The sequence below is a fragment of the Arenibacter sp. 6A1 genome (genome assembly GCF_012272855.1).
GTDB lineage: Bacteria > Bacteroidota > Bacteroidia > Flavobacteriales > Flavobacteriaceae > Arenibacter.
The window spans coordinates 72,505-96,007 of record NZ_JAAXCQ010000021.1 but is presented as its reverse complement, the minus strand read 5'-3'; the positions used below and the strand labels follow the sequence as shown (position 1 = coordinate 96,007).

Sequence of the window (23,503 nt, the reverse complement as noted above, 5' to 3'; positions counted from 1 at the left end):
TTTACTCATGCCGGTAAAAAGTAGATGGAAAATTCAAAATACCGAACCTGAAAAAAATATAGGGCAACTCAATTTAATGCTCAATTAAAAAAACGGGGGATGGCTAAATATCGTTAAAGTTCATAAAGAATTTATTGATAATCACAGGGGTGGACCCACCAGAATTTACAAAATCAATTTTGTATTCTATATACCCCCTATCTCCTACATTGGCAAAATTAAAAGCCGTTTGCGGTTTAAAAGCAGCGGGCTCCGTACTATTGTTATCCAAGTTGGCCACGGTCGCATTTACGGTTTTGGCAATAGTAATGAGGGCGTCTGTTCCTGCTGTTATATTCGGTATCCTATACACGGCACCTTGGGTCAAGGCTGTACCAGATACCAAGGTAGCCGCAGCGCTAAAATCGAGGGTTGTTTCCCCTCCACAAGAAGGTTGGGAATTACTAATAATGGTGCTTAACTCAAGATCGTCAGGAATTCCATCGTTATCGTCATCCAAATCGGTTCTGTCGGGAATGCCGTCTCCATCATTATCTGGAGCACAGTTATAAGTAGAAATAGATTTATCAGCTTCGATATAACTGATATGATTATCTCCTCCTGATCCTCTTTTAAGTCTTATATACAACCAATTAAATGGCGAGGAGAAAGTATAATCCAAAGCGGCAGCATTTCCTACCTGTGTCCAAGGCCCCGTAGCACTAGAGGAAACCCAAATATCAAAAACATCTTCATCAGGACCATTGACTGTTACGGCATCTCCCTTATTGATCTCTTCCCCCATTTCAAGAATCAATTCGTCGTTATCATTATTAAATCTTGCCGTAGTACTGTCATTATTACCCAGGGAGTTACTAGCATTATTTACACTGTCATCAGTAGTAACCGATGTCGCATAAACTTGAGTATAACTTATGGATTCTGTCATGGTATATCCAGGACCACAACTTATATTGTCCCTAAAAATCACTTGGTAATCTTCAACTTCCCCATTACTTGCCTCAGAATTGCCCGGTGGCAATCCGGTATCCGAAGAAAATCTAAACCGGGCATAGGAAGTCCCTATACTTGCCGTTGCTGGCACTGCAACATTTAGTGTAATACTACCTCCACTAGGAGCTACATCGGAGGCGATTTGTTCTCCTATGTCATCAAAATCGCCATCCCTGTTAAAATCGATCCAAGCGTTTAGAACACCTGCACCGTTAGTAATTATATCTATAACCTTAGTGCTTCCTAAATCTAAGAGCTGTCCATTAAAATCGATTCCTCCACTGGTTACGCCATCTTCATCGTCACCATTGTTATCGTCACTAGAACCGGTACTAAAATTAACAAAGGGATCTTCGCTGTCTGGGGCGATATTCCCTAGATAAATGGAAACAGGTGTCGCTACAAGAACGGGTAATATATGTGCGGCATACCCATAGGTTGAAGGAGCATCACCAGCATCGTTACGGACGCCTAAATTCCCCATAATAGATTCCACATCGCCCGTACTTCCTAGTTCTGCTACGGGAATAAGGTTTCCAGTAGTAATGTCAACCTTAAATATTTTTCGACCTTGCCCCGCTTGCCCCTCATCTTCAATATAATTTTCCCCATCACTGGCATAGGTAATACCCTCCCCGTCTACTGCCAAAGAAGTCCTAAAGGCATAAGTGGTTACCCCAGTTGCAATATCGATGGTATAATAATCTACGGTATCATCATTTTGGATATAAAAATTAGAAGAAACAGGGTCCCAAGAAATACCATCTGCTGTTGTTCTATCCCCAGAAATGTTTTTAGGGTAACCAGCATAAGGCGACCAGGCCGGGTTCGTCCCATTAGCATTTGGATTAATGGCCATTATTTGATGAGATCCTCCACTAGTACCATTTCGATGAACAACCACTAAAACCTCTTCACCCGTTACATTGTTTATATAAAACTCTGCCCCTTCCACGTGGCCAGGAACAATATCAGATTTGGCTAAGGTTGTTATTCCTGTTGAGGGATCTATCGCATATAAATCTGATGTTGCATTACTATTTCGACCTTGAAAAACATATACCATCCTATCAATGGACCTATATCCTCCTCCTTCTCCAGAGAAAGTGATGGGTGTCCCTCCAAAGGTTATATTTATAAAGGTCGGACTTGGAAGTGGCGATGCCATTGGATCTGGTGCTACAAAATACAATTCCGATCTATTATCTGCAATACTATACAATAAGGGCAAACCTCTATTGGGATTAGGCACTATTGAAGGTAATGGATCTAACTGAGCAAAAGCAGCGTTAGATATTATTAAAAGAACTAGAAGGAGCAATGTTTTCATAGACATTATACATTGCTCCTTTAAAATACGTTTTTTGACGGTTCGTTTCATATATTGCTTTTGAACTATACTACTGTAAAAGATTCGTTGCCGTCTTTTCTGAAATAAAATCCTCATCAACGAAAATATTAATTCGCATTTGAAGGTTTTATAAATGGCCAGTACACCATCATAGTCTTTTAACACAAGGTCAAACTTCTTAATGATTTGTTAAATAAAATGTTGTGTATGCCCTATTCTATAGTGTAAAACGTAATTTTTCAAGGGTAGCCTATCTTAAAACCTTTCCCTATTTTGTGGTCATTGCTCGATTATTTATGTATTTAGCCCACCTCTAAAATGGCTATTAAAGAAATAAAAAGGAGTGTTTTATATAGGGACGGTAAAAGAATTTAAGCACTAATTCATTCCAACCCTATGGGTAATTCTTTTATTGGTAATTACCGACCTAACTACTACTTTTAAATATGCAGGAACAGTGGTATCCGTAGGATCACAATTAAAGGCGTCATTAGAAACAATTACTCTAAACTGATAGCTATTCATAGCTAATTGAACCGAGTTTATTTGAAGTGTAGCGGTATCACTACCGGAGTATTTCCCTCCATTGGATAGATTAGAAAAGGAACTGCCTCCATCGGTACTTATCTGCCATTGATAAGTTATTGCCGAAGTAGCGGTAATTGTAAAAGAAGTATCAGCGCCATCTAACACATTAGTATCAGTTGGCTGCATTGTAATAACAGCAGCTTGCCCGACTTCCAAGAAGTCATAAATACTATTGTTATCACCATCTTTGGGAGTGGTATAGCCATCTGAAACGTTGGTTCCGATAACAAGTCCATTAGCATCGACCGTTGTCGCTAAATCTCCTAATATACCATCACCGTTAGCATCTGTAAATCCGGCTTCAGTCACATCGTTACAACCATCGCCGTCACTGTCCAAATCTAAGTGATTAGGAATCCCATCTCCATCTGGATCCAGGTTTTCACAGACGCCATGGATATTTAAAGTACAAAAGTCAGGATCTCTATAATTAGGAATCCCATCACCATCATGATCCGCACTGGGATCTATACCATTGGACTCTGTAGTATCTAGGATACCGTCATTGTCATCATCCAAATCATCAATATCAATAATTCCATCTCCATCAAAATCTGCAAACACAACAAGGCTAACCACTGCTGTATCACATAAACCAAAAAAATCGCATACCTGATATGTAAAAGTATCTACTCCTGTAAATCCAGGATTTGGCAGGTAGGTAAAGCTACCATCAGAGGCTAAGTTAAGGGTCCCATTAGAAACATCTACCACAGGAATAGTCGTTACGGTTAGGGTATCATTGCTATCGTCATCGGTATCATTTCCTATCAATCCACTTGCTGCCACGTTTAAGCTGATATTTTCTGTAACATTATAGCTATCGGCAAAGGCACATGGTTTTGCACGAATACTAATAATATCTGTCGGGTCGGTTGCCGGGGTACACCCTAACAAAGGTGCTATCCCCAATTGATAGTCTCCCATAGTATCTATAACAACCTCATCCATTCCTACTCCGGATATTTGTGAAAGCCCATTGGCTGGAAAAACCACTCCGGGTGTTAGTGAATACCAAACATATTCCGAGGAAGTCGAAATAAACTCTGCCTTCAGGGTTAAGGTTTCTCCCGTAACACAAGAATCGAAATCTCCGGGATCGACTAAAGTGGTATTTACCTGAGTCCCTTCGGCAGAACCCAAAAACGCATAAGGCCCGGCAAAATCTTTAAGAGCGGAAGTGAACGATTCCGAAGTTCTAGATTTTGCCAACACCGCACTAAAAGGTGAATCGCAGGCCGCACCATTTCCAAATAGCGCTCGTGGGTCAAATCCTAATTTGGTAAAATTCACACCAACTTCCGCAAAAACTCCCCTACCATAATTGTTTACATAACCTTTAGTATCTGCGGTTCCCCAAGGCGGTCCGGTTTTAGCAAGAAGGCTGTTTACATTACTTAATAAGGCGCCAGGAGGAACGACGATTTGTGCGTATCCGTAGGTACTTCCTCCGTCTATGTTATTTCCCCAGGTAAAGGTAGAAGTGCCTCCCGGTGAAGTTCCAGGTTTATGGACTTTCCTATCTACCCAAAGCCTTACTTCTAAACCAGAAACTCCCGATCCCCCAAAAGAAAACCCTATAATCATATCCCCAATAGTGATTACATTTCCACTTGAATCGAAAACCCAGGCTGTATGTCCTTCTTGTGGCCCCGAATTGGTGAATCCATTACTGGTGGTCTGTAATTCGGATACAAATAACTCAAAATCTATAAAGTGACTACCAGAAGAAGACAAGGTCGATATCATCAAATTCACCCATAGGTCATCAGTGACATTTATTCCGTTTCTTCTCATATGTACCCCTGCATCCACGATATCTGATTTATCGGGCACCTGACCTGAACCTATCGGCCATGATGTATTGGGGTTATCCCCGTTCTTACCTCCTGTAAATGTTGTAAGATCTGGAGAAGATATATTTACGTAATCCCGTCCATATCGGGTACTATACCAGATGTACCCTCCATTTGTGGCGTAATTGGGGATGCTTTGTCGTAAATCGAAAGCTATATTTTGATTAGCCATCAGTTGTGCTTTATAGCCCATAGTGATAGCTGTGGCTTCATCTACAACTCCTGCGCCAGAACTTCCGTTATAAAACCAGTCGTCGGTAGAGAGTCCAGATATTGCATCTCCTGAATACACATCGGCTTCTATCCCAAAATTTGCACCTACTCCTATTTGGGCACAAATTTGATTCACAGATAAAAACAAAGCCCATATAATCAGATAAACAAAGATGTTACGTTTAAAGGAATGCATTTGAAATTGTTATATTGGTTAATCACCATGATTTAATGATTATAAATACAAAGTTAGTCCACCTACGATCACGGCAAATTAATTGTTGCAAAAAGCTTGTTTTATGAAGTGTAAACAACATATTAGTCATATCCGTGACGAATAAGCCTTATTAAAATTCAGGGTAAGTCCTTGCCACGTAAATCGGCTATATAGAAGTTTGATAGCTACTCAAAAACTAATAGCGAGCCCTATTTATTTAAAAGACTCTATGGCTAATTCTTCTGTTAGTAATAACGGTTTCTACTTTTACCGTTAACAAAGCGGAAGCAGAAGTTGTTGCCGGGCAACTAGATCCCGACTTTGAAGCCAGAACGCGATACCTGTATCCATTTTTATTAACACCGGCAGTCTTGACGGTTAAGGCAGTTGATTGTGTTCCGGCGTATTCCATTCCATCACCAATAGTATTGAAGACGGTTCCCCCATCTGTACTGACTTGCCATTGATAGGTATCTGCATTGGTAGAAGTTATAGTAAAAATAGCATTCCCGCCCACAAAAACAGTTTCATCGGCATTAATAGAAACGGAGGAGGGAGCGTTTTGTATAACTGTAATAGCGGTTCTGGCCCCACTTATACAATTGGAAATCGTATTTCTTGCTTCGGCATAATAGGTCCCAGGTCCGGCCGGTTGGTATGTTGTATTTCCCAAGAGCAGTAAGTTTCCACCACTGGCCGAATCATACCAATCTACTGTATCTCCAAAATCAACCGATGCTGTTATAGAGGGAACGGTATCTCCGGCACAATAAAATTTGTTACCGTCGCTGCTAGGGTCATTTACCAATGGACAAGTGCAATTAGGTGCGGTTACCGGGAGTTGTTCGGTACAACTATTGGCATCGGTCACTGTTACTACAATATTGGTTCCCGAGGGCACATTGGCAATATCCCAAACATTGCCCGCGGTATTGGTCACCGTACCTGCGGTGCTGGTTACAGTTCCCGAACTCACGGTAACCTCTAGTGAGTAATTCGTAAAAAGCAAATTACACTCTGGAGAACGAGTGACTGCAATAATAGGCCTTGGATGAATGGTAAGTTTCACCGGAGTTCTAAAAAGACTTCTTCGATTGGAATCTGAATTATCGACACTTTCTCCATAATAGGTAACATTTCCTACCGTACTTAAAGTTGGAGAAACTGAAGATCCACCACTGGTAGCGGTATACCACACCACATGGGCACCCGAGGGCGGCGTGGCGGAAGCCGTTAAGGTTTGGATGGGATTTTCTGCACATTCGGTAATATCCCCATTACTGCTTGGCGGGGGCAAGGCCCCTTCTATATCATCAAAAGAGTAGTCAGAACCTCCCTTTCCGTTACAGTTTGAGAATTTACTGTTCCCAATAAAAATGTTTTGCGAAGCATTACAATTGTTGTTCGTTGTAATCTTTCCTCCGTTATTGTAAATCATTGCCCCATTGGGCAAATGAAGATCCGCATTCTTTACCCAGGAGAGAATACCGTCACTTTGCACAGCGACCAACATAATATTGACTGTAAAATCCCCATTATCCGGCAGTGATAAAGTGTCCTTGCCCCCCGATTCATCTCCAATGATAAGCTGGTTTATGGTATAGGATGTTATATTAGTGTTTAATGTCACCGTATTATCACTCCCAATAGTTACCGTAGCCACATTACTGTTTTGGCCGGGATATGACGTGGCATTCACCCATGAGGCACCATTAAAGAATTGCCAAGTACTGGGGCTATTCCAGTTACCGGTTGCCTTGGATCTGTAATCACCGGTAACCTGTGCAAATACAGGGAGTCCTACCAAAAAGGAAAATACTAATATTACAAAACATTTTAATTTATGCTTTAAACACATAGACCCATGTACTTATTTTTCTGGTTCTTGTTAGCTATTACCAACAACTTCCTAATAGTTAACAACAAATAGATTAATACCGGAAAGTATAGAATTTCTAAAAGAATTAAAATTTAATGTTGTGAATGTTCTCTATCCCCTAGTCAAAGGGACTTTTGTATATGCCAAACCACAATAGGAGAGTATTATATTTGGCTATTTCCTTATCCATAAAAAGGCAGTCAAATGGATATCCTTTTAAAAGAAACGTCTTGACCTTATTCTTCGGATGGACTTTTCTACTTCAAATCTTAAAAACACCTCAAAAGAGCCATCATTAAATTGGGTATTTCCCAAGGCTGTTGTTTCTCTGTCATATGCTAAACCAATCATAAATTGGTCGCTAATTTGGAAACCTACCATCCCACTTACAGCAGCATCCCATCTATAGGCAGCCCCAAAGCTAAACTTTTCATTATACAGAAAATTGGCAGAAACATCTAGTTGCAAAGGGGCACCACCAACTACCTTTGTCAATAAGGCGGGTTTAAATTTAAAACCACCTTCTAGGTCAAATACATAGCCGGTAATCATATAAAAGTTGATTCGTTCTGCGGCCAGGAACTGAGTGTCCTTCGCATTTCTTTGTGAATTATCAAAATGTTTGGTTTCTATCAGATTGGGAACAGACAGGCCTGCATAAAATGTATCGGTATGGTAATACAGTCCAACCCCAAAGTTTGGCGACACCTTGTTATCTATATTATCTCCTTGCACATTTTCGGACTCATAATTTTTCAATCCGTTAAAATCCAGGTTTAGAATATTGGCACTTGCTTTTAGTCCAAAGGACAGTTTTCCCTCTAGTGACACTTCTATGCTATACGAGATCATAGCGTCTAGGTACGTCTCTTGCACCACGCCATTCCCTATTTCATCGTTTACAATAGATATTCCATATCCCAGCTTACTGTCCCTTATAGGAGCATGCAGGTTTATAGTTTGGGTTTTTGGAGCTCCTTCTACGCCCACCCATTGTGAACGATATAGCCCTGCAATGCTCAATTGGCCTCTAGACCCGGCATAGGCAGGATTAATACTGATAGTATTAAACATATACTGCGTAAATTGAGCATCTTGTTGTGCATAAAGCCCAGAAAAAACGGTACAAAGCAACAAAACCAACAGTAAGGACCTCCTTTGATGTCTCATTTAAAATAGCTAAATTGTTTATTAAAAAGAACCATAGCGAGTTTCATGCTATTCTCTATTACTTAGAAAGTTATAGCAAAAACTCGGCTAACAGGTAATTATTCTTTTAAACGCTATAACACCCTTTTGTATTGCCGAACGATATGAATATTTACAAGCACCAATTGTCTGCCTCCCCATACAACTCATTCAATGGTTTACATATTAAAGGTTTTACGGTCCATATAAGGCTTCCATCCTGGCCCCTTTTAGCACTCCATAAAAAAATGTATTCCTCTCCCTTTGGTGCTATTTTTACAACTATATAAATTCCATTATTTGGTGATATTTAAAGTATTTAGGGCCTTCAAGAAGATTTATTTACATTATTTTTGCGGAAATCATTGATGAATGAGTTTCAAGACAGAAATAGAAAGAAGAAGAACTTTCGGCATCATATCGCATCCAGATGCCGGTAAAACCACCCTAACCGAAAAACTATTATTGTTTGGAGGTGCTATTCAGGAGGCTGGTGCAGTAAAAAACAATAAAATAAAAAAGGGAGCTACCAGTGACTTTATGGAGATTGAGAGACAAAGAGGGATCTCTGTAGCTACTTCTGTTTTAGCTTTTCTTTATAAGGACAAAAAAATTAACATTCTAGATACCCCCGGGCACAAAGATTTTGCAGAGGATACCTTTAGGACGCTTACCGCGGTAGATAGTGTTATTGTAGTTATAGATGTTGCCAAAGGTGTTGAGGAACAAACCGAAAAATTGGTGGAAGTCTGTCGCATGCGTAACATTCCCATGATTGTTTTTATAAACAAACTAGATAGGGAAGGAAAAGATGCCTTCGATCTTTTGGATGAAGTAGAACAAAAACTAGGCTTATCTGTTAGTCCTCTTAGTTTTCCGATAGGAATGGGATACGATTTTAAGGGGATATATAATATCTACGAGAAAAATATAAATCTATTTAGTGGGGACAGTAAAAAGAATATTGAAGAAACAATTGCTTTTGATGATATAGATAGCCCAGAACTAGAAAACATCATAGGGACCAAAGCAGCCGCCGATCTACGAGATAATATAGAATTGGTGAAAGGTGTTTACCCAGACTTTGATAAGGAAAGTTATTTGGCAGCCAAGCAGCAACCTGTATTTTTTGGCTCGGCACTGAACAATTTCGGTGTCAGAGAACTATTGGATTGTTTTATTGACATAGCGCCTTCTCCAAGGGCCAAAGCAGCCGAAGAACGCACGGTACAAGCCAATGAAACTGCATTGACAGGGTTTGTATTTAAGATCCATGCCAATATGGACCCGAAACACAGAGATAGACTTGCTTTTATAAAAATTGTATCGGGAACCTTTGAAAGGAACAAACCTTATTTACATGTTCGCCAAGGCAAAAAGTTTAAATTTTCAAGTCCAAATGCCTTCTTTGCAGAGAAAAAGGAGATTGTTGACATTTCTTATCCAGGAGACATTGTAGGATTACACGATACCGGTAACTTTAAAATCGGAGATACTCTTACAGAGGGCGAAATATTAAATTACAAAGGAATTCCTAGTTTCTCTCCGGAGCATTTTAGATATATAAACAATGCCGATCCTTTAAAATCCAAACAGCTTTACAAGGGTATTGACCAACTTATGGACGAAGGTGTTGCCCAGTTATTTACGCTAGAGATGAACGGAAGAAAGGTTATCGGTACTGTAGGAGCCCTTCAGTTCGAGGTCATCCAATATCGATTGGAGCACGAATATGGCGCCAAATGCACCTACGAGAATTTCCCTGTTTACAAGGCTTGTTGGGTACAGGCAAAGGATAAAAACAGTGAAGAGTTTAAAGAGTTTAAAAGGGTAAAACAAAAGTTTTTAGCCATGGATAAAAGAAAGCAATTGGTATTTCTTGCCGATTCTCAATTTTCTTTACAAATGACACAACAAAAATATCCGAATGTAACGCTTCATTTCACCTCGGAATTTGAATAGTAGTTGTTTTGAATTGCCTAATTAAGGCAGGTACAAAAGGTAAAAAGCCCCATGAATTAATATTCATGGGGCTTTTTATTATGCTTCACCAGTGGGTCCAAAATTCATTGGAATCGGAGGTTGTTCATAATCTTTTATGGTTCCATGGGCATTCTCAAAACGTTGAACGTTATCGCTCAGCGCTTTTAAAAACTTTTTGGCATGTTGCGGAGTAAGTACAATTCTACTCTTCACCTTAGCCTTTGGCGCCCCGGGCATTAAACTTATAAAGTCTACCACAAATTCGGATACCGAATGGTTGATAATTGCCAAGTTAGAATAAATTCCCTCGGCAGTCTTCTCATCCAATTCGATATTGATCTGCTGTTGTTCTGATTTTTTATCGCTCATTGTAATAGTTTAAGTTACTAAAATATTAAAACAACCTTAATATAATGGTATGCTTATAAAAAAAAACCTCGGTGATGATCACCGAGGTTTTTAATATTTAGAATTTCAATTCCTCTTTACGAGCCATTATCTCGTCGTATTCTTCTTTAGAACCGACAATGATATTATCATATTCTCTCATACCAGTACCTGCTGGTATTTTGTGTCCTACGATTACATTTTCTTTCAATCCTTCCAAAGTATCTACTTTACCATTTACTGCGGCTTCGTTTAATACTTTAGTTGTCTCTTGGAACGATGCAGCCGATATAAACGATTTCGTCTGTAAGGATGCACGTGTAATACCTTGTAGAATTGGCGTTGCTGTTGCTGCTACTGCATCTCTAGCCGATACCAAATTCTTATCGGAACGTTTCAAGATAGAATTCTCATCTCTTAATTCACGTGAAGTGATAATTTGACCTGGCTTAAGATTCGTAGACTCTCCAGCATCCTCGACCACTTTCTTACCAAACATCTCATCATTTTCTCTGATGAAATCGTCTTTATGAATCAATTGATTCTCTAAGAAAATAGTATCTCCCGGATCTTGAATACGTACTTTACGCATCATCTGACGTACTACAACTTCAAAATGTTTATCATTAATTTTCACCCCTTGCAAACGATATACTTCTTGCACTTCATTTACCAAGTACTGCTGTACAGCAGATGGCCCTTTAATTCTAAGGATATCTTCTGGCGTAATAGAACCATCGGATAATGGCATACCTGCACGTACATAATCATTTTCTTGTACAAGGACTTGATTTGATAATTTCACCAAATACTTTTTAACCTCGCCCAATTTAGACTCGATAATGATTTCGCGGTTACCACGTTTAATTTTTCCGAAGGAAACAACTCCGTCAATTTCAGAAACCACCGCTGGGTTAGATGGGTTACGCGCTTCAAACAATTCAGTAACTCTTGGTAGACCCCCTGTAATATCTCCAGACTTGGCAGATTTACGTGGTATTTTAACCAAAATTTTACCTTCTTTAATTTTATCGCCATCATCAACCATGATGTGAGAACCAACAGGCAAGTTGTATGAACGCAACACCTCGTCATTATTGTTTTTAATCAATAATGTTGGGATAAGTTTCTTGTTCCTTGATTCAGAAATTACTTTCTCTTGGAATCCGGTCTGCTCATCGATTTCAACTTGATAAGTAACACCTTGCTCAATATTTTCGTAAGCAATTTTACCAGGGAATTCTGAAACGATTACACCGTTATAAGGATCCCAAGAACAAACTACCTTCCCTTTTTCAACTTTATCACCATTTTTGATGAACAATTGAGAACCGTAAGGAATGTTATTTGTACTTAAGGTAATTCCTGTCTTAGCATCAACAATTTTTATTTCAGAAGTTCTAGAAATAACGATTTCAGCATTGTTACCTTCTGCATCTAAGCTAGTAACGGTCCTTAAATCTTCAATCTCTGCAATACCTGAGAATTTAGCCTCTAGCTTGCTATCTTCGGAAATGTTCCCTGCAATACCTCCCACGTGGAAAGTACGCAATGTCAACTGTGTTCCTGGTTCTCCAATTGATTGTGCTGCCACAACCCCTACGGCTTCCCCTCTTTGAACCATTTTATTGGTCGAAAGGTTTCTACCATAACATTTACCACAGATACCTTTAGAGGCCTCACAGGTCAATGCTGAACGCACTTCTATTTTTTCGACAGGAGAAGCTGTAATCTTCTTCACATCGCTCTCCATGATTTCCTGACCAGCTTTCAGCAATAACTCTTCTGAAATCGGATCGTACACATCATGTAAAGAAACCCTACCTAATATTCTTTCCCCTAAGGATTCAACAATCTCTTCATTTTTCCTAAGTGCTTCCACCTGAATACCTCTTAGGGTACCACAGTCCTCAGTATTGATAATCACATCTTGGGAAACGTCTACCAATCTACGGGTTAGGTATCCTGCATCTGCCGTTTTTAACGCAGTATCCGCAAGACCTTTACGCGCACCGTGAGTAGAAATAAAGTATTCCAAAATTGAAAGTCCCTCTTTAAAGTTCGATAAAATCGGGTTTTCAATAATTTCTCCACCTCCTGCGGTCGATTTTTTCGGTTTCGCCATCAATCCACGCATACCGGTAAGCTGACGGATCTGTTCTTTAGATCCCCTTGCTCCAGAATCCAACATCATATACACAGAGTTAAATCCTTGTTGGTCTTCACGAATACGTTTCATAGCCAACTCGGTCAACATGGCATTGGTAGATGTCCAAACATCAATCACCTGGTTGTAACGTTCGTTGTTAGTAATAAGCCCCATGTTATAGTTGGCCATAATACCTTCAACCTGTCCGTTAGCATCGGCAATCATTTCATGCTTTTCTGGCGGGATAATAATATCACCTAAACTAAAGGACAATCCACCTTTGAAAGCGAACTCGTACCCCATAGTTTTAATCTTATCCAAAAACTCAGCCGTTGTAGGAACATCGGTAACATTTAAAATATTACCAATAATATCTCTTAAAGATTTCTTGTTCAATACATCGTTGATATATCCTGCTGCCTCTGGTACAACCATGTTAAACAACACTCTACCAACGGTTGTAGGTATCACTTGGTACACAAGCTCTCCTGCTTCGTTGAAATCTTTTGCTCTTACTTTAACGCCGGCATTCAAGTGTAATCTTCCTTCGTTGAAGGCAATCACTACCTCTTCATAAGAATAGAACGTTAACCCTTCCCCTCTAACAGGTACTTCTGGTGTAGACTTTCTTTCCTTAGTCATATAATACAGACCCAAGACCATATCCTGAGAAGGTACGGTAATAGGAGATCCATTTGCAGGGTTCAAGATATTGTGAGAAGCCAACATTAAAAGTTGGGCTTCCAAAATAGCCTCTGGTCCTAATGGAAGGTGAACCGCCATCTGATCCCCATCAAAATCCGCGTTAAATGCGGTACATACCAATGGGTGTAAACGGATCGCCTTTCCTTCAATAAGTTTTGGCTGGAACGCTTGAATACCCAAACGGTGCAATGTAGGAGCACGGTTTAGCAATACAGGATGTCCTTTTAGGACGTTCTCTAAAATATCCCATACTACCGGTTCTTTTTTGTCTATAATTTTCTTAGCAGACTTTACCGTTTTTACAATTCCTCTTTCGATCAACTTACGGATCACAAAAGGTTTGTACAGTTCAGCAGCCATATCTTTAGGCAAACCACATTCGAACAATTTCATTTCCGGTCCAACGACGATTACCGAACGCGCAGAATAATCTACACGTTTACCCAATAGGTTTTGACGGAAACGACCTTGTTTACCTTTTAATGAATCTGAAAGTGACTTTAAAGGTCTGTTAGATTCGGTTTTAACTGCCGATGCTTTACGTGTATTATCAAAAAGAGAATCCACTGCTTCTTGAAGCATACGTTTCTCATTTCTAAGAATCACTTCAGGAGCTTTTATCTCTACCAAACGCTTTAAACGGTTGTTTCTGATAATAACCCTTCTATAAAGGTCATTTAAATCCGATGTAGCGAAACGACCACCATCTAATGGTACCAAAGGACGTAATTCTGGTGGAATTACAGGGATCACTTTCATGATCATCCAATCTGGTCTGTTTTCTCTATTTTCTTGAGACTCTCTTAAGGCTTCAACTACTTGAAGTCTTTTTAAAGCCTCTGTCTTACGTTGTTTAGACGTTTCGGTATTTGCTTTGTGTCTTAGTTCGTAAGACAAATCGCTTAAGTCTATTCTTGCCAATAGATCGATAAGGCATTCTGCCCCCATCTTAGCAATAAACTTATTTGGATCCGTATCGTCTAAATACTGGTTATCCTGAGGAATAGTCTCTAAAATATTTAGGTACTCCTCTTCGGTCAAGAAATCCATTTTCTGGATTTCTTCACCTTCAGGACCTTTGGCTACACCTGGCTGAATTACTACATAACGTTCGTAGTAAATGATCATATCCAATTTCTTGGAAGGCAAACCTAAAAGGTAACCGATTTTATTTGGCAGGGAACGGAAATACCAGATATGAGCTACAGGAACCACCAAATTAATGTGTCCTACTCTGTCTCTACGTACCTTTTTCTCTGTTACCTCTACCCCACAACGATCACAAACGATACCGCGGTAACGGATTCTCTTATATTTTCCACAGGCACACTCATAATCCTTTACAGGACCAAAGATACGCTCACAAAAAAGACCATCACGCTCAGGTTTGTGCGTTCTATAGTTAATAGTTTCAGGTTTCAAAACCTCACCTCTTGACTCTGCCAAAATAGATTCTGGAGAAGCCAAACCGATGGAAATTTTATCAAACCTTTTTATGGTATTATTATCTTTTAGTCTAGCCATAACTATATTCTGATACTAATTTAATTGTATATGTTAGGAATAGTGTTCAAAACCTATTCTTGTTATTCTTCCAATCTAATGTCTAAACCTAATCCCTTAAGTTCGTGCATTAATACGTTGAAAGATTCTGGTAAACCAGGTTCTGGCATGGTTTCTCCCTTAACGATTGCCTCATATGTTTTTGCTCTACCAATAACATCATCCGACTTCACCGTTAATATTTCCCTTAGGGTTGCCGAGGCACCATATGCTTCCAAGGCCCAAACTTCCATTTCCCCAAAACGCTGACCACCAAACTGGGCTTTACCACCCAATGGCTGCTGCGTAATCAATGAGTATGGTCCTATAGAACGAGCGTGCATCTTATCGTCGACCATATGCCCTAATTTAAGCATATAGATAACCCCTACAGTTGCAGGCTGATCAAAACGTTGACCAGTACCACCATCGTGTAGGTAGGTATGACCAAACCTAGGAATTCCGGCCTCATCGGTATAGTTATTGATCTGTTCCAAGGTAGCCCCGTCAAAAATTGGCGTTGCATACTTCTTCCCTAATTTAAGACCTGCCCAACCAAGAACAGTTTCATAAATCTGACCAATGTTCATACGAGATGGTACCCCTAGTGGATTCAATACGATATCTACAGGTGTTCCGTCTGCCAAGAACGGCATATCCTCATGACGTACAATTCTAGAAACGATACCTTTGTTTCCGTGACGTCCTGCCATTTTATCACCAACCTTTAGTTTACGTTTTTTAGCTATGTAAACTTTTGCCAATTTCATAATACCAGCTGGCAATTCATCTCCTACAGATATTGTAAACTTGTCTCTTCTTAGGTTTCCTTGAAGGTCGTTTAACTTTATCTTATAGTTATGTAATAGATCTGCTACTAAAGTATTACAATCCTTATCTGTTGTCCAACTTCCACCAACTAAATGGGCAAAATCGTCTACAGCGTTAAGCATTTTCATACTGTACTTCTTACCTTTTGGAAGAACTTCTTCGCCAAGATCGTTCAGAACGCCTTGAGATGTTTTTCCATTGATAAGGGTAAATAACTTCTCTACCAATACATCTTTTAGTTGTTGGAATTTTACTTCGTACTCCAACTCCAATTTAGAAATAGCTTCTTTATCTTCAGAACGCTTACGCTTATCTTTTATAGAACGCGAGAACAATTTCTTATCAATAACAACTCCTCTTAAAGAAGGAGAAGCTTTTAGAGAAGCATCTTTCACATCACCGGCTTTATCACCGAAGATGGCACGTAATAATTTTTCTTCTGGTGTAGGATCTGATTCCCCTTTTGGAGTAATCTTACCTATTAAAATATCACCAGGTTTTACTTCTGCCCCAATACGGATCATACCGTATTCGTCCAAGTCTTTAGTAGCTTCCTCAGAAACGTTTGGAATATCATTGGTCAACTCTTCAGCCCCCAACTTAGTATCCCTAACTTCCAAAGCGTACTCATCTACGTGGATAGAAGTAAATATATCTTCGCGAACAACCTTTTCAGAAATTACGATAGCATCCTCAAAGTTATACCCTTTCCAAGGCATAAAGGCCACTACCAAGTTTCTTCCTAAGGCCAATTCACCTTTTTCCGTTGCATATCCTTCACAAAGTACTTGACCTTTATTAACTCTATCGCCTTTTCTAACAATAGGCTTAAGGTTAATACTTGTCCCTTGGTTTGTTTTTCTAAACTTCACCAAATCGTACGTCTTGGAATCTTCTTCAAAACTTACCAAACGCTCTTCTTCGGTACGGTCGTATTTAATAGTAATTTTCTGAGAATCTACATATTCAATAACCCCATTACCTTCAGCGTTGATCAATACTCTTGAATCTGAAGCTACCTGACGTTCCAATCCAGTACCAACGATCGGCGATTCTGGTTTTAATAATGGAACTGCCTGACGCATCATGTTCGATCCCATCAAAGCACGGTTAGCATCATCATGCTCCAAGAATGGAATTAAAGATGCCGAAATAGAAGCAATTTGATTAGGAGCAACATCGGTATAATTAATTTCTGCTGGATCCAAAACTGGGAAATCCCCTTCATCTCTAGCAATAACCTTTTCTGCAGTAATAGTACCATCTTCTTCCATAGGAATGTTTGCCTGGGCAATTTTCATTCCTTCTTCTTCCTCTGCACTTAGGTATGCATAATTCTCTAAATCCACTTTTCCGTTTTCTACTTTACGGTATGGTGTTTCCAAGAAGCCCATTGGGTCTACTTTAGCAAACACAGATAAAGAAGAAATAAGACCAATGTTCGGTCCTTCCGGTGTTTCGATAGGACAAAGTCTACCGTAGTGAGTATAGTGAACATCTCGCACTTCGAAACCGGCTCTTTCTCTTGAAAGACCACCTGGTCCTAATGCTGACAATCTTCTCTTATGTGTAATTTCGGCCAATGGATTGGTTTGATCCATGAACTGAGATAACTGGTTGGTACCAAAGAAAGAATTAATAACAGAAGACAAGGTCTTTGCATTAATTAAATCGATAGGTGTAAACACCTCGTTATCACGAACGTTCATACGCTCACGAATGGTTCTGGCCATACGAGCAAGCCCCACACCGAATTGTTGAGACAACTGCTCCCCTACGGTTCTAACTCTACGGTTAGAAAGGTGGTCAATATCATCAATCTCGGCCTTAGAGTTAATTAACTCGATCAAATATTTTATAATGGTAATGATATCTTCCTTGGTTAAGACTTGTTTGTCCATTCCAATATCCAAACCAAGTTTTTTGTTCATTCTGTAACGACCAACTTCACCTAAGTTGTAACGTTGATCAGAGAAGAACAATTTATCTATAATACCACGTGCAGTTTCCTCATCTGGCGGTTCTGCGTTACGCAACTGACGATAGATATGTTCAACAGCTTCTTTTTCAGAGTTTGTTGGATCTTTTTGAAGGGTATTATGAATAATTGCATAATCACTTTGTGCATTATTCTCTTTATGTAAAAGAATAGTTTTCACATCGGCATCAATTATCTCTGCGATATGATCTTTTTCTAAAACGGTATCACGATCTAGAATAATTTCGTTTCTTTCAATAGAAACAACTTCACCTGTATCCTCATCCACAAAATCTTCGTGCCAAGTATTCAATACTCTTGCCGCCAATTTACGGCCTAGCACTTTTTTCAACCCTGCGTTAGAAACTTTAATTTCTTCCGAAAGGTCAAAGATTTCCAATATATCCTTATCTCTTTCAAAGCCGATAGCTCTAAATAAGGTTGTTACTGGTAATTTTTTCTTTCTATCAATATAAGCGTACATTACGCCATTGATATCTGTTGCAAATTCTATCCAAGAACCTTTAAAAGGTATTACTCTTGCAGAATACAACTTGGTTCCGTTGGCGTGAAAAGATTGGCCAAAGAAAACCCCTGGGGAACGGTGTAATTGAGAAACTACAACACGCTCAGCTCCATTGATAACGAAGGTACCACTTGGAGTCATGTAAGGAATAGTTCCTAGGTAAACATCCTGTACAATGGTCTCAAAATCCTCGTGTTCTGGATCTGTACAATATAATTTTAATCTTGCTTTTAATGGAACACTATACGTAAGTCCACGCTCAATACATTCTTGGATGGAGTATCTCGGTGGATCAATGAAATAGTCTAAAAATTCTAATACGAACTGGTTCCTGGTGTCTGTAATTGGAAAGTTTTCCATGAAGGTGTTGTACAACCCCTCATTGCCCCTTTCGTCAGATTTAGTTTCAAGTTGGAAAAAATCTTGAAATGATTTAATCTGAATGTCCAAGAAATCCGGATAATTCGGCGTGTTCTTAGCGGATGCGAAACTTATTCTTTCAGTCTGATTTGTGAACATCTATGGACAAAATTTTGATCGTGAATACTATAATTGGGTTGTGTACTCCTAAATACACGATATATATAAATAGGCTTAGGTCTAGCTACAAAAATGCAGAAAGACCTAAACCAAAATTATTATGGTTGTAGCTATTATTTAAGCTCAACTTCAGCTCCAGCTTCTTCCAAAGAATTTTTAATACCTTCAGCTTCGTCCTTAGAGATACCTTCTTTAATAGCTTTTGGTGCGCTATCAACGATATCTTTAGCTTCTTTCAAACCTAAACCAGTTAATTCTTTAACCAATTTAACTACAGCTAATTTAGAAGCTCCAGCAGCTTTCAAAATAACATCAAATTCAGTTTGCTCAGCAGCAGCTTCACCACCGTCAGCAGCTCCACCAGCAGCAACTGCAACAGCAGCAGCAGCAGGCTCGATACCGTACTCTTCTTTTAATATAGCAGCTAACTCATTTACTTCTTTTACTGTAAGGTTAACTAATTGTTCTGCGAAATCTTTTAATTCTGCCATTTTTCTATCGTTTAATAAAATTTTTAAAATATAATTGTTTGTAGTGCGTACGTATTATCTTTCTGATAATGTCTTAAGAATTCCGGCGATTTTTCCACCACCAGATTTAAGTCCAGAAATAACATTCTTGGCTGGAGACTGTAATAATCCAATAACCTCACCAATCATTTCTTCTTTAGACTTGATGCTTACTAAGGCATCCAATTGATCATCACCAATGTAAATTGCTTCAGCGATATAAGCTCCTTTCAACAAAGGCTTCTCAGCCTTTTTTCTAAAAGCTTTGATCAGCTTAGCAGGGGCGTTTCCTGTTTCTGAAAACATTAAAGAAGTACTCCCCTTTAACACCTCTGGAAGCTCACCGAAATCTTTTTCTGAAGCCTCCATTGCTTTTGCAAGCAAGGTATTTTTAACCACGGCCAATCTAATATCTGCCTTAAAACAAGCCTTTCTTAAAGCCGATGTAGCATCCGCGTTTAATCCAGAAATGTCTGCCAAATATATAGAAGGACTATCAGCTAACTGCGCAGTTAAATCCTCTATAACGTTTAATTTATCTTCTCTTGTCATATTAAAAACTTTAAACTACCAGTTAAACTACTTTTGGATCTAATGCAACACTAGGACTCATTGTACTGGACATGTAAATCGTTTTTACATATACACCTTTAGCCGCTGTTGGCTTTAATTTTACCAATGTTTCTAACAGCTCTTTTGCATTTTCTGAGATTTGCTCAGCAGAGAAAGAAACTTTCCCGATTCCTGCATGTACGATACCTGTCTTATCCACCTTAAAATCAATCTTACCAGCTTTTACTTCTGTTACTGCTTTCGCAACATCCATAGTAACGGTACCGGTCTTTGGATTAGGCATCAAACCTCTTGGTCCTAAAATTCTACCCAAAGGTCCTAATTTACCCATTACGCTAGGCATAGTGATGATCACATCAACATCTGTCCAACCGCTTTTTATTTTTTCCAAGTACTCATCCAACCCTACATAGTCAGCACCTGCTTCAGTAGCTTCGGCTGCTTTATCTGGAGTTACCAATGCCAATACTTTTACGTCCTTACCAGTTCCGTGAGGAAGGGTAACAACTCCACGCACCATTTGATTCGCTTTTCTTGGATCTACACCCAAACGTACCGCGATATCAACAGAGGCATCAAAATTTGCATTGGTTATTTCTTTCACTAAAGCAGAAGCTTCTAAAATAGAATAGTTTTTATTCTTATCTATTTTACCGTGCGCTTCCTTTTGCTTTTTTGTTAATTTTGCCATTCTAAATTGCTTTTAAGATTTTAAAAAGGTCTATTACCTGAAACTTTTAAACCCATAGATCTAGCTGTACCAGCTACCATACTCATAGCGGATTCAACCGTAAAAGCATTTAGATCTACCATTTTGTCCTCGGCAATTAACTTGATCTGATCCCAAGATACACTTGCCACTTTGTTTCTGTTAGGCTCGCCAGATCCTTTTTTAATCTTAGCCGCTTCCATTAATTGAACTGCCGCCGGCGGTGTCTTTACAACAAATTCAAATGATTTGTCTTTATAAACCGTGATCGCTACTGGTAAAACTTTACCAGCTTTGTCCTGCGTACGAGCATTAAACTGCTTACAGAACTCCATAATGTTGACCCCGGCAGCACCTAAAGCGGGTCCGACCGGTGGCGATGGATTCGCAGCACCTCCCCTAACTTGTAGTTTAACTACTTTACTTACTTCTTTTGCCATTGTTTAAATTGAATTTAAAGTGTGTTTGTTTTGGAAGCAACAACACTTTTTAACTATATATGTAACAGTTCTTGTTAAATCTTCTCTACCTGCATATAACTTAACTCTAACGGTGTTTTTCTTCCGAAGATCTTCACCATTACCTCAAGCTTACGCTTTTCTTCATTAATCTTTTCAACGGTCCCGTTGAAGCCATTAAATGGTCCGTCGATAACCTTAACAGTTTCGCCGAACGCAAACGGAATCGCCACGCTGTCGGTCTTCACCGCCAACTCATCTACTTTTCCGAGCATTCTATTCACTTCCGATCTTCTTAAAGGCACAGGATCTCCTCCTTTAGTCTCCCCTAAAAACCCGATTACATTAGTAATAGAACGAACAATATGCACCATCTCCCCTCCAAGGTTTGCTTTGATCATGATATAACCAGGGAAATAAACACGTTCTTTGTTTATCTTCTTCCCGTTTCTTATCTGAACAACCTTTTCAGTAGGCACCAATACTTCTTCCAAATAATCTTCGAAACCAAGTCTAGCAACTTCAGCCTCTATATAACCTTTGATTTTATTTTCTTGACCGCTAACTGCCCTTACAACATACCACTTCTTATCCAACACTTCCGACATAAGGCACTTCTTAATTTATTATGCTATTAAAATACAACAGTATTAATTCTCCCAACAAAGTATCAACACCCCAAGTTGCAAGCGCAAAGATAATAGAAAATACCGCAACTACCACCATAAGATTGGTAGATTCCTCTCTCGGAGGCAAAGTCACGTTATTCTTAAGTTCGTCTATAGATTCCTTTATATATGTTAACATGTCGCGAAATATTTTTATTTTAACCAAAAATGAAAGACTCAGATTAGAACAAACTCATAACCTTATCTTTCTATTATAGGGCACGTATATTTTAGCGTATCAGCTTAAAATTTACGGGCCCTATTTCTAAAATTTCTTTAAAACATTATAATCGACCTACTGACCAATCTTGTTTTGCACGGGCGGAGAGACTCGAACTCCCGACACCTGGTTTTGGAGACCAGTGCTCTACCAACTGAGCTACGCCCGTATATTTACATGGAAAGGTGTCTCACAAGAGCAAGACACCCTTCATGTAATATATTCAATATTAGTCTATAATCTTAGTTACCTGACCAGCACCTACTGTTCTACCACCTTCACGGATTGCGAAACGCAAACCTTCATTTAAAGCGATTGGAGACAATAGATCTACAATAATAGTAAGGTTATCACCTGGCATAACCATCTCTACTCCTTCAGGAAGGTTAATAGTACCAGTAACATCAGTTGTTCTTACGTAGAACTGAGGACGGTAGTTATTGTGGAATGGAGTGTGACGTCCACCTTCTTCTTTTTTAAGGATATAAACCTCAGCTTCGAATTTAGCGTGTGGCTTCACAGAACCTGGCTTACAGATTACCATACCTCTTTTGATCTGAGTCTTATCAATACCTCTCAAAAGAAGACCTACGTTATCACCAGCTTCACCTCTATCCAATATCTTACGGAACATCTCTACCCCTGTAATAGTTGAAGTCAATTTCTCAGCACCCATACCGATGATCTCTACTGGATCTCCAGTGTTAGCAACTCCTGTTTCGATACGACCTGTAGCAACAGTTCCACGACCAGTAATTGTAAATACATCTTCAACAGGCATCAAGAAGTTCTTATCAACATCTCTCTGTGGCAATTCAATCCAGCTATCAACAGCTTCCATCAAAGACATAACTGTATCAACCCATTTTTGCTCACCATTCAATGCACCTAAAGCAGAACCAGAAATAACAGGACCATTGTCACCATCATACTCATAGAAAGAAAGCAATTCTCTTACTTCCATCTCTACTAACTCTAACAACTCCTCATCATCAACCATGTCAACTTTGTTCAAGAAAACAACGATTCTTGGAATACCAACCTGACGACCTAAAAGGATGTGCTCACGAGTTTGTGGCATAGGACCATCTGTAGCAGCAACAACTAAAATCGCACCGTCCATTTGAGCAGCACCAGTAACCATGTTCTTAACGTAATCCGCGTGACCTGGACAATCTACGTGTGCATAGTGACGATTCGCAGTAGAATACTCTACGTGAGATGTATTAATTGTAATACCTCTTTCTTTTTCTTCTGGAGCGTTATCAATAGAGTCAAAACTTCTCAATTCAGAAAGACCTGCGTTAGCCAATACCGTAGTAATCGCAGCAGTCAATGTAGTTTTACCGTGATCCACGTGTCCAATAGTACCTATATTTAAATGCGGTTTGGAACGATCAAATGTTGCCTTTGCCATGTTTGTTAAATTTAATTCTTAGT

The 23,503-nt window shown here is 39.3% G+C and carries 15 protein-coding genes and 1 tRNA gene; 1 reads left to right on the top strand and 15 read right to left on the bottom strand.

Annotated features, from left to right (window positions below; translation table 11 throughout):
• Positions 1-103 precede the first annotated feature (103 nt).
• From HCG49_RS16255 to HCG49_RS16240, 4 genes are all read right to left on the bottom strand, one after another.
• Entirely contained in the window at positions 104-2,374 is a 2,271-nt protein-coding gene (locus HCG49_RS16255; protein ID WP_168470574.1) for a GEVED domain-containing protein, read from the bottom strand.
• A gap of 348 nt (positions 2,375-2,722) precedes the next feature.
• On the bottom strand, positions 2,723-5,137 hold the full coding sequence (locus tag HCG49_RS18770) for an Ig-like domain-containing protein (RefSeq protein ID WP_168470573.1): 2,415 nt from the start codon (positions 5,135-5,137) through the stop codon (positions 2,723-2,725).
• A gap of 298 nt (positions 5,138-5,435) precedes the next feature.
• Positions 5,436-7,076, bottom strand: coding sequence for a hypothetical protein (locus tag HCG49_RS16245; RefSeq protein WP_168470572.1), 1,641 nt, complete (start codon positions 7,074-7,076; stop codon positions 5,436-5,438).
• Positions 7,077-7,313: 237 nt separating this feature from the next.
• Positions 7,314-8,267: a type IX secretion system membrane protein PorP/SprF gene (locus HCG49_RS16240; protein ID WP_168470571.1), complete on the bottom strand. Its 954-nt coding sequence runs from the start codon at positions 8,265-8,267 to the stop codon at positions 7,314-7,316.
• Positions 8,268-8,657: 390 nt separating this feature from the next.
• Here HCG49_RS16240 and HCG49_RS16235 point away from each other — a divergent pair, with 390 nt between their 5' ends.
• Positions 8,658-10,247, top strand: a complete 1,590-nt coding sequence (locus tag HCG49_RS16235; protein ID WP_072764661.1) for a peptide chain release factor 3 — start codon at positions 8,658-8,660, stop codon at positions 10,245-10,247.
• Between the two features lie 78 nt (positions 10,248-10,325).
• Here the strand turns inward: HCG49_RS16235 and HCG49_RS16230 are convergent, their stop codons facing one another.
• The 11 genes from HCG49_RS16230 to tuf all read right to left on the bottom strand — a co-directional run bounded on the left by HCG49_RS16230 (position 10,326) and on the right by tuf (position 23,480).
• Positions 10,326-10,637, bottom strand: coding sequence for a DUF3467 domain-containing protein (locus HCG49_RS16230; RefSeq protein WP_072764662.1), 312 nt, complete (start codon positions 10,635-10,637; stop codon positions 10,326-10,328).
• A 97-nt stretch (positions 10,638-10,734) separates the two neighbouring features.
• Entirely contained in the window at positions 10,735-15,033 is a 4,299-nt protein-coding gene (gene rpoC / locus HCG49_RS16225; RefSeq protein WP_168470570.1) for a DNA-directed RNA polymerase subunit beta', read from the bottom strand.
• A 62-nt stretch (positions 15,034-15,095) separates the two neighbouring features.
• The gene (rpoB, locus tag HCG49_RS16220) at positions 15,096-18,905 is read right to left on the bottom strand and encodes a DNA-directed RNA polymerase subunit beta (protein WP_168470569.1); all 3,810 of its coding nucleotides are present in this window, start codon (positions 18,903-18,905) and stop codon (positions 15,096-15,098) included.
• Positions 18,906-19,039: 134 nt separating this feature from the next.
• Positions 19,040-19,417, bottom strand: coding sequence for a 50S ribosomal protein L7/L12 (gene rplL / locus HCG49_RS16215; RefSeq protein ID WP_168470568.1), 378 nt, complete (start codon positions 19,415-19,417; stop codon positions 19,040-19,042).
• A 54-nt stretch (positions 19,418-19,471) separates the two neighbouring features.
• Complete coding sequence (rplJ, locus tag HCG49_RS16210) at positions 19,472-19,987, bottom strand: 50S ribosomal protein L10 (RefSeq protein ID WP_072764666.1); 516 nt, start codon at positions 19,985-19,987, stop codon at positions 19,472-19,474.
• A gap of 22 nt (positions 19,988-20,009) precedes the next feature.
• A complete protein-coding gene (rplA, locus tag HCG49_RS16205) occupies positions 20,010-20,699 on the bottom strand; it encodes a 50S ribosomal protein L1 (protein ID WP_072764667.1) in 690 nt (229 codons plus the stop codon).
• Positions 20,700-20,719: 20 nt separating this feature from the next.
• A complete protein-coding gene (gene rplK / locus HCG49_RS16200) occupies positions 20,720-21,157 on the bottom strand; it encodes a 50S ribosomal protein L11 (protein WP_072764668.1) in 438 nt (145 codons plus the stop codon).
• A 74-nt stretch (positions 21,158-21,231) separates the two neighbouring features.
• Positions 21,232-21,783 (bottom strand): transcription termination/antitermination protein NusG, encoded by a 552-nt coding sequence (gene nusG, locus HCG49_RS16195; protein WP_168470567.1) that lies wholly within the window; start codon positions 21,781-21,783, stop codon positions 21,232-21,234.
• Positions 21,784-21,793: 10 nt separating this feature from the next.
• Complete coding sequence (secE, locus tag HCG49_RS16190; RefSeq protein ID WP_072764670.1) at positions 21,794-21,982, bottom strand: preprotein translocase subunit SecE; 189 nt, start codon at positions 21,980-21,982, stop codon at positions 21,794-21,796.
• Positions 21,983-22,159: 177 nt separating this feature from the next.
• Positions 22,160-22,232 (bottom strand) — tRNA-Trp (locus HCG49_RS16185).
• Positions 22,233-22,292: 60 nt separating this feature from the next.
• Positions 22,293-23,480, bottom strand: a complete 1,188-nt coding sequence (gene tuf, locus HCG49_RS16180; RefSeq protein WP_168470566.1) for an elongation factor Tu — start codon at positions 23,478-23,480, stop codon at positions 22,293-22,295.
• Positions 23,481-23,503 lie beyond the last annotated feature (23 nt).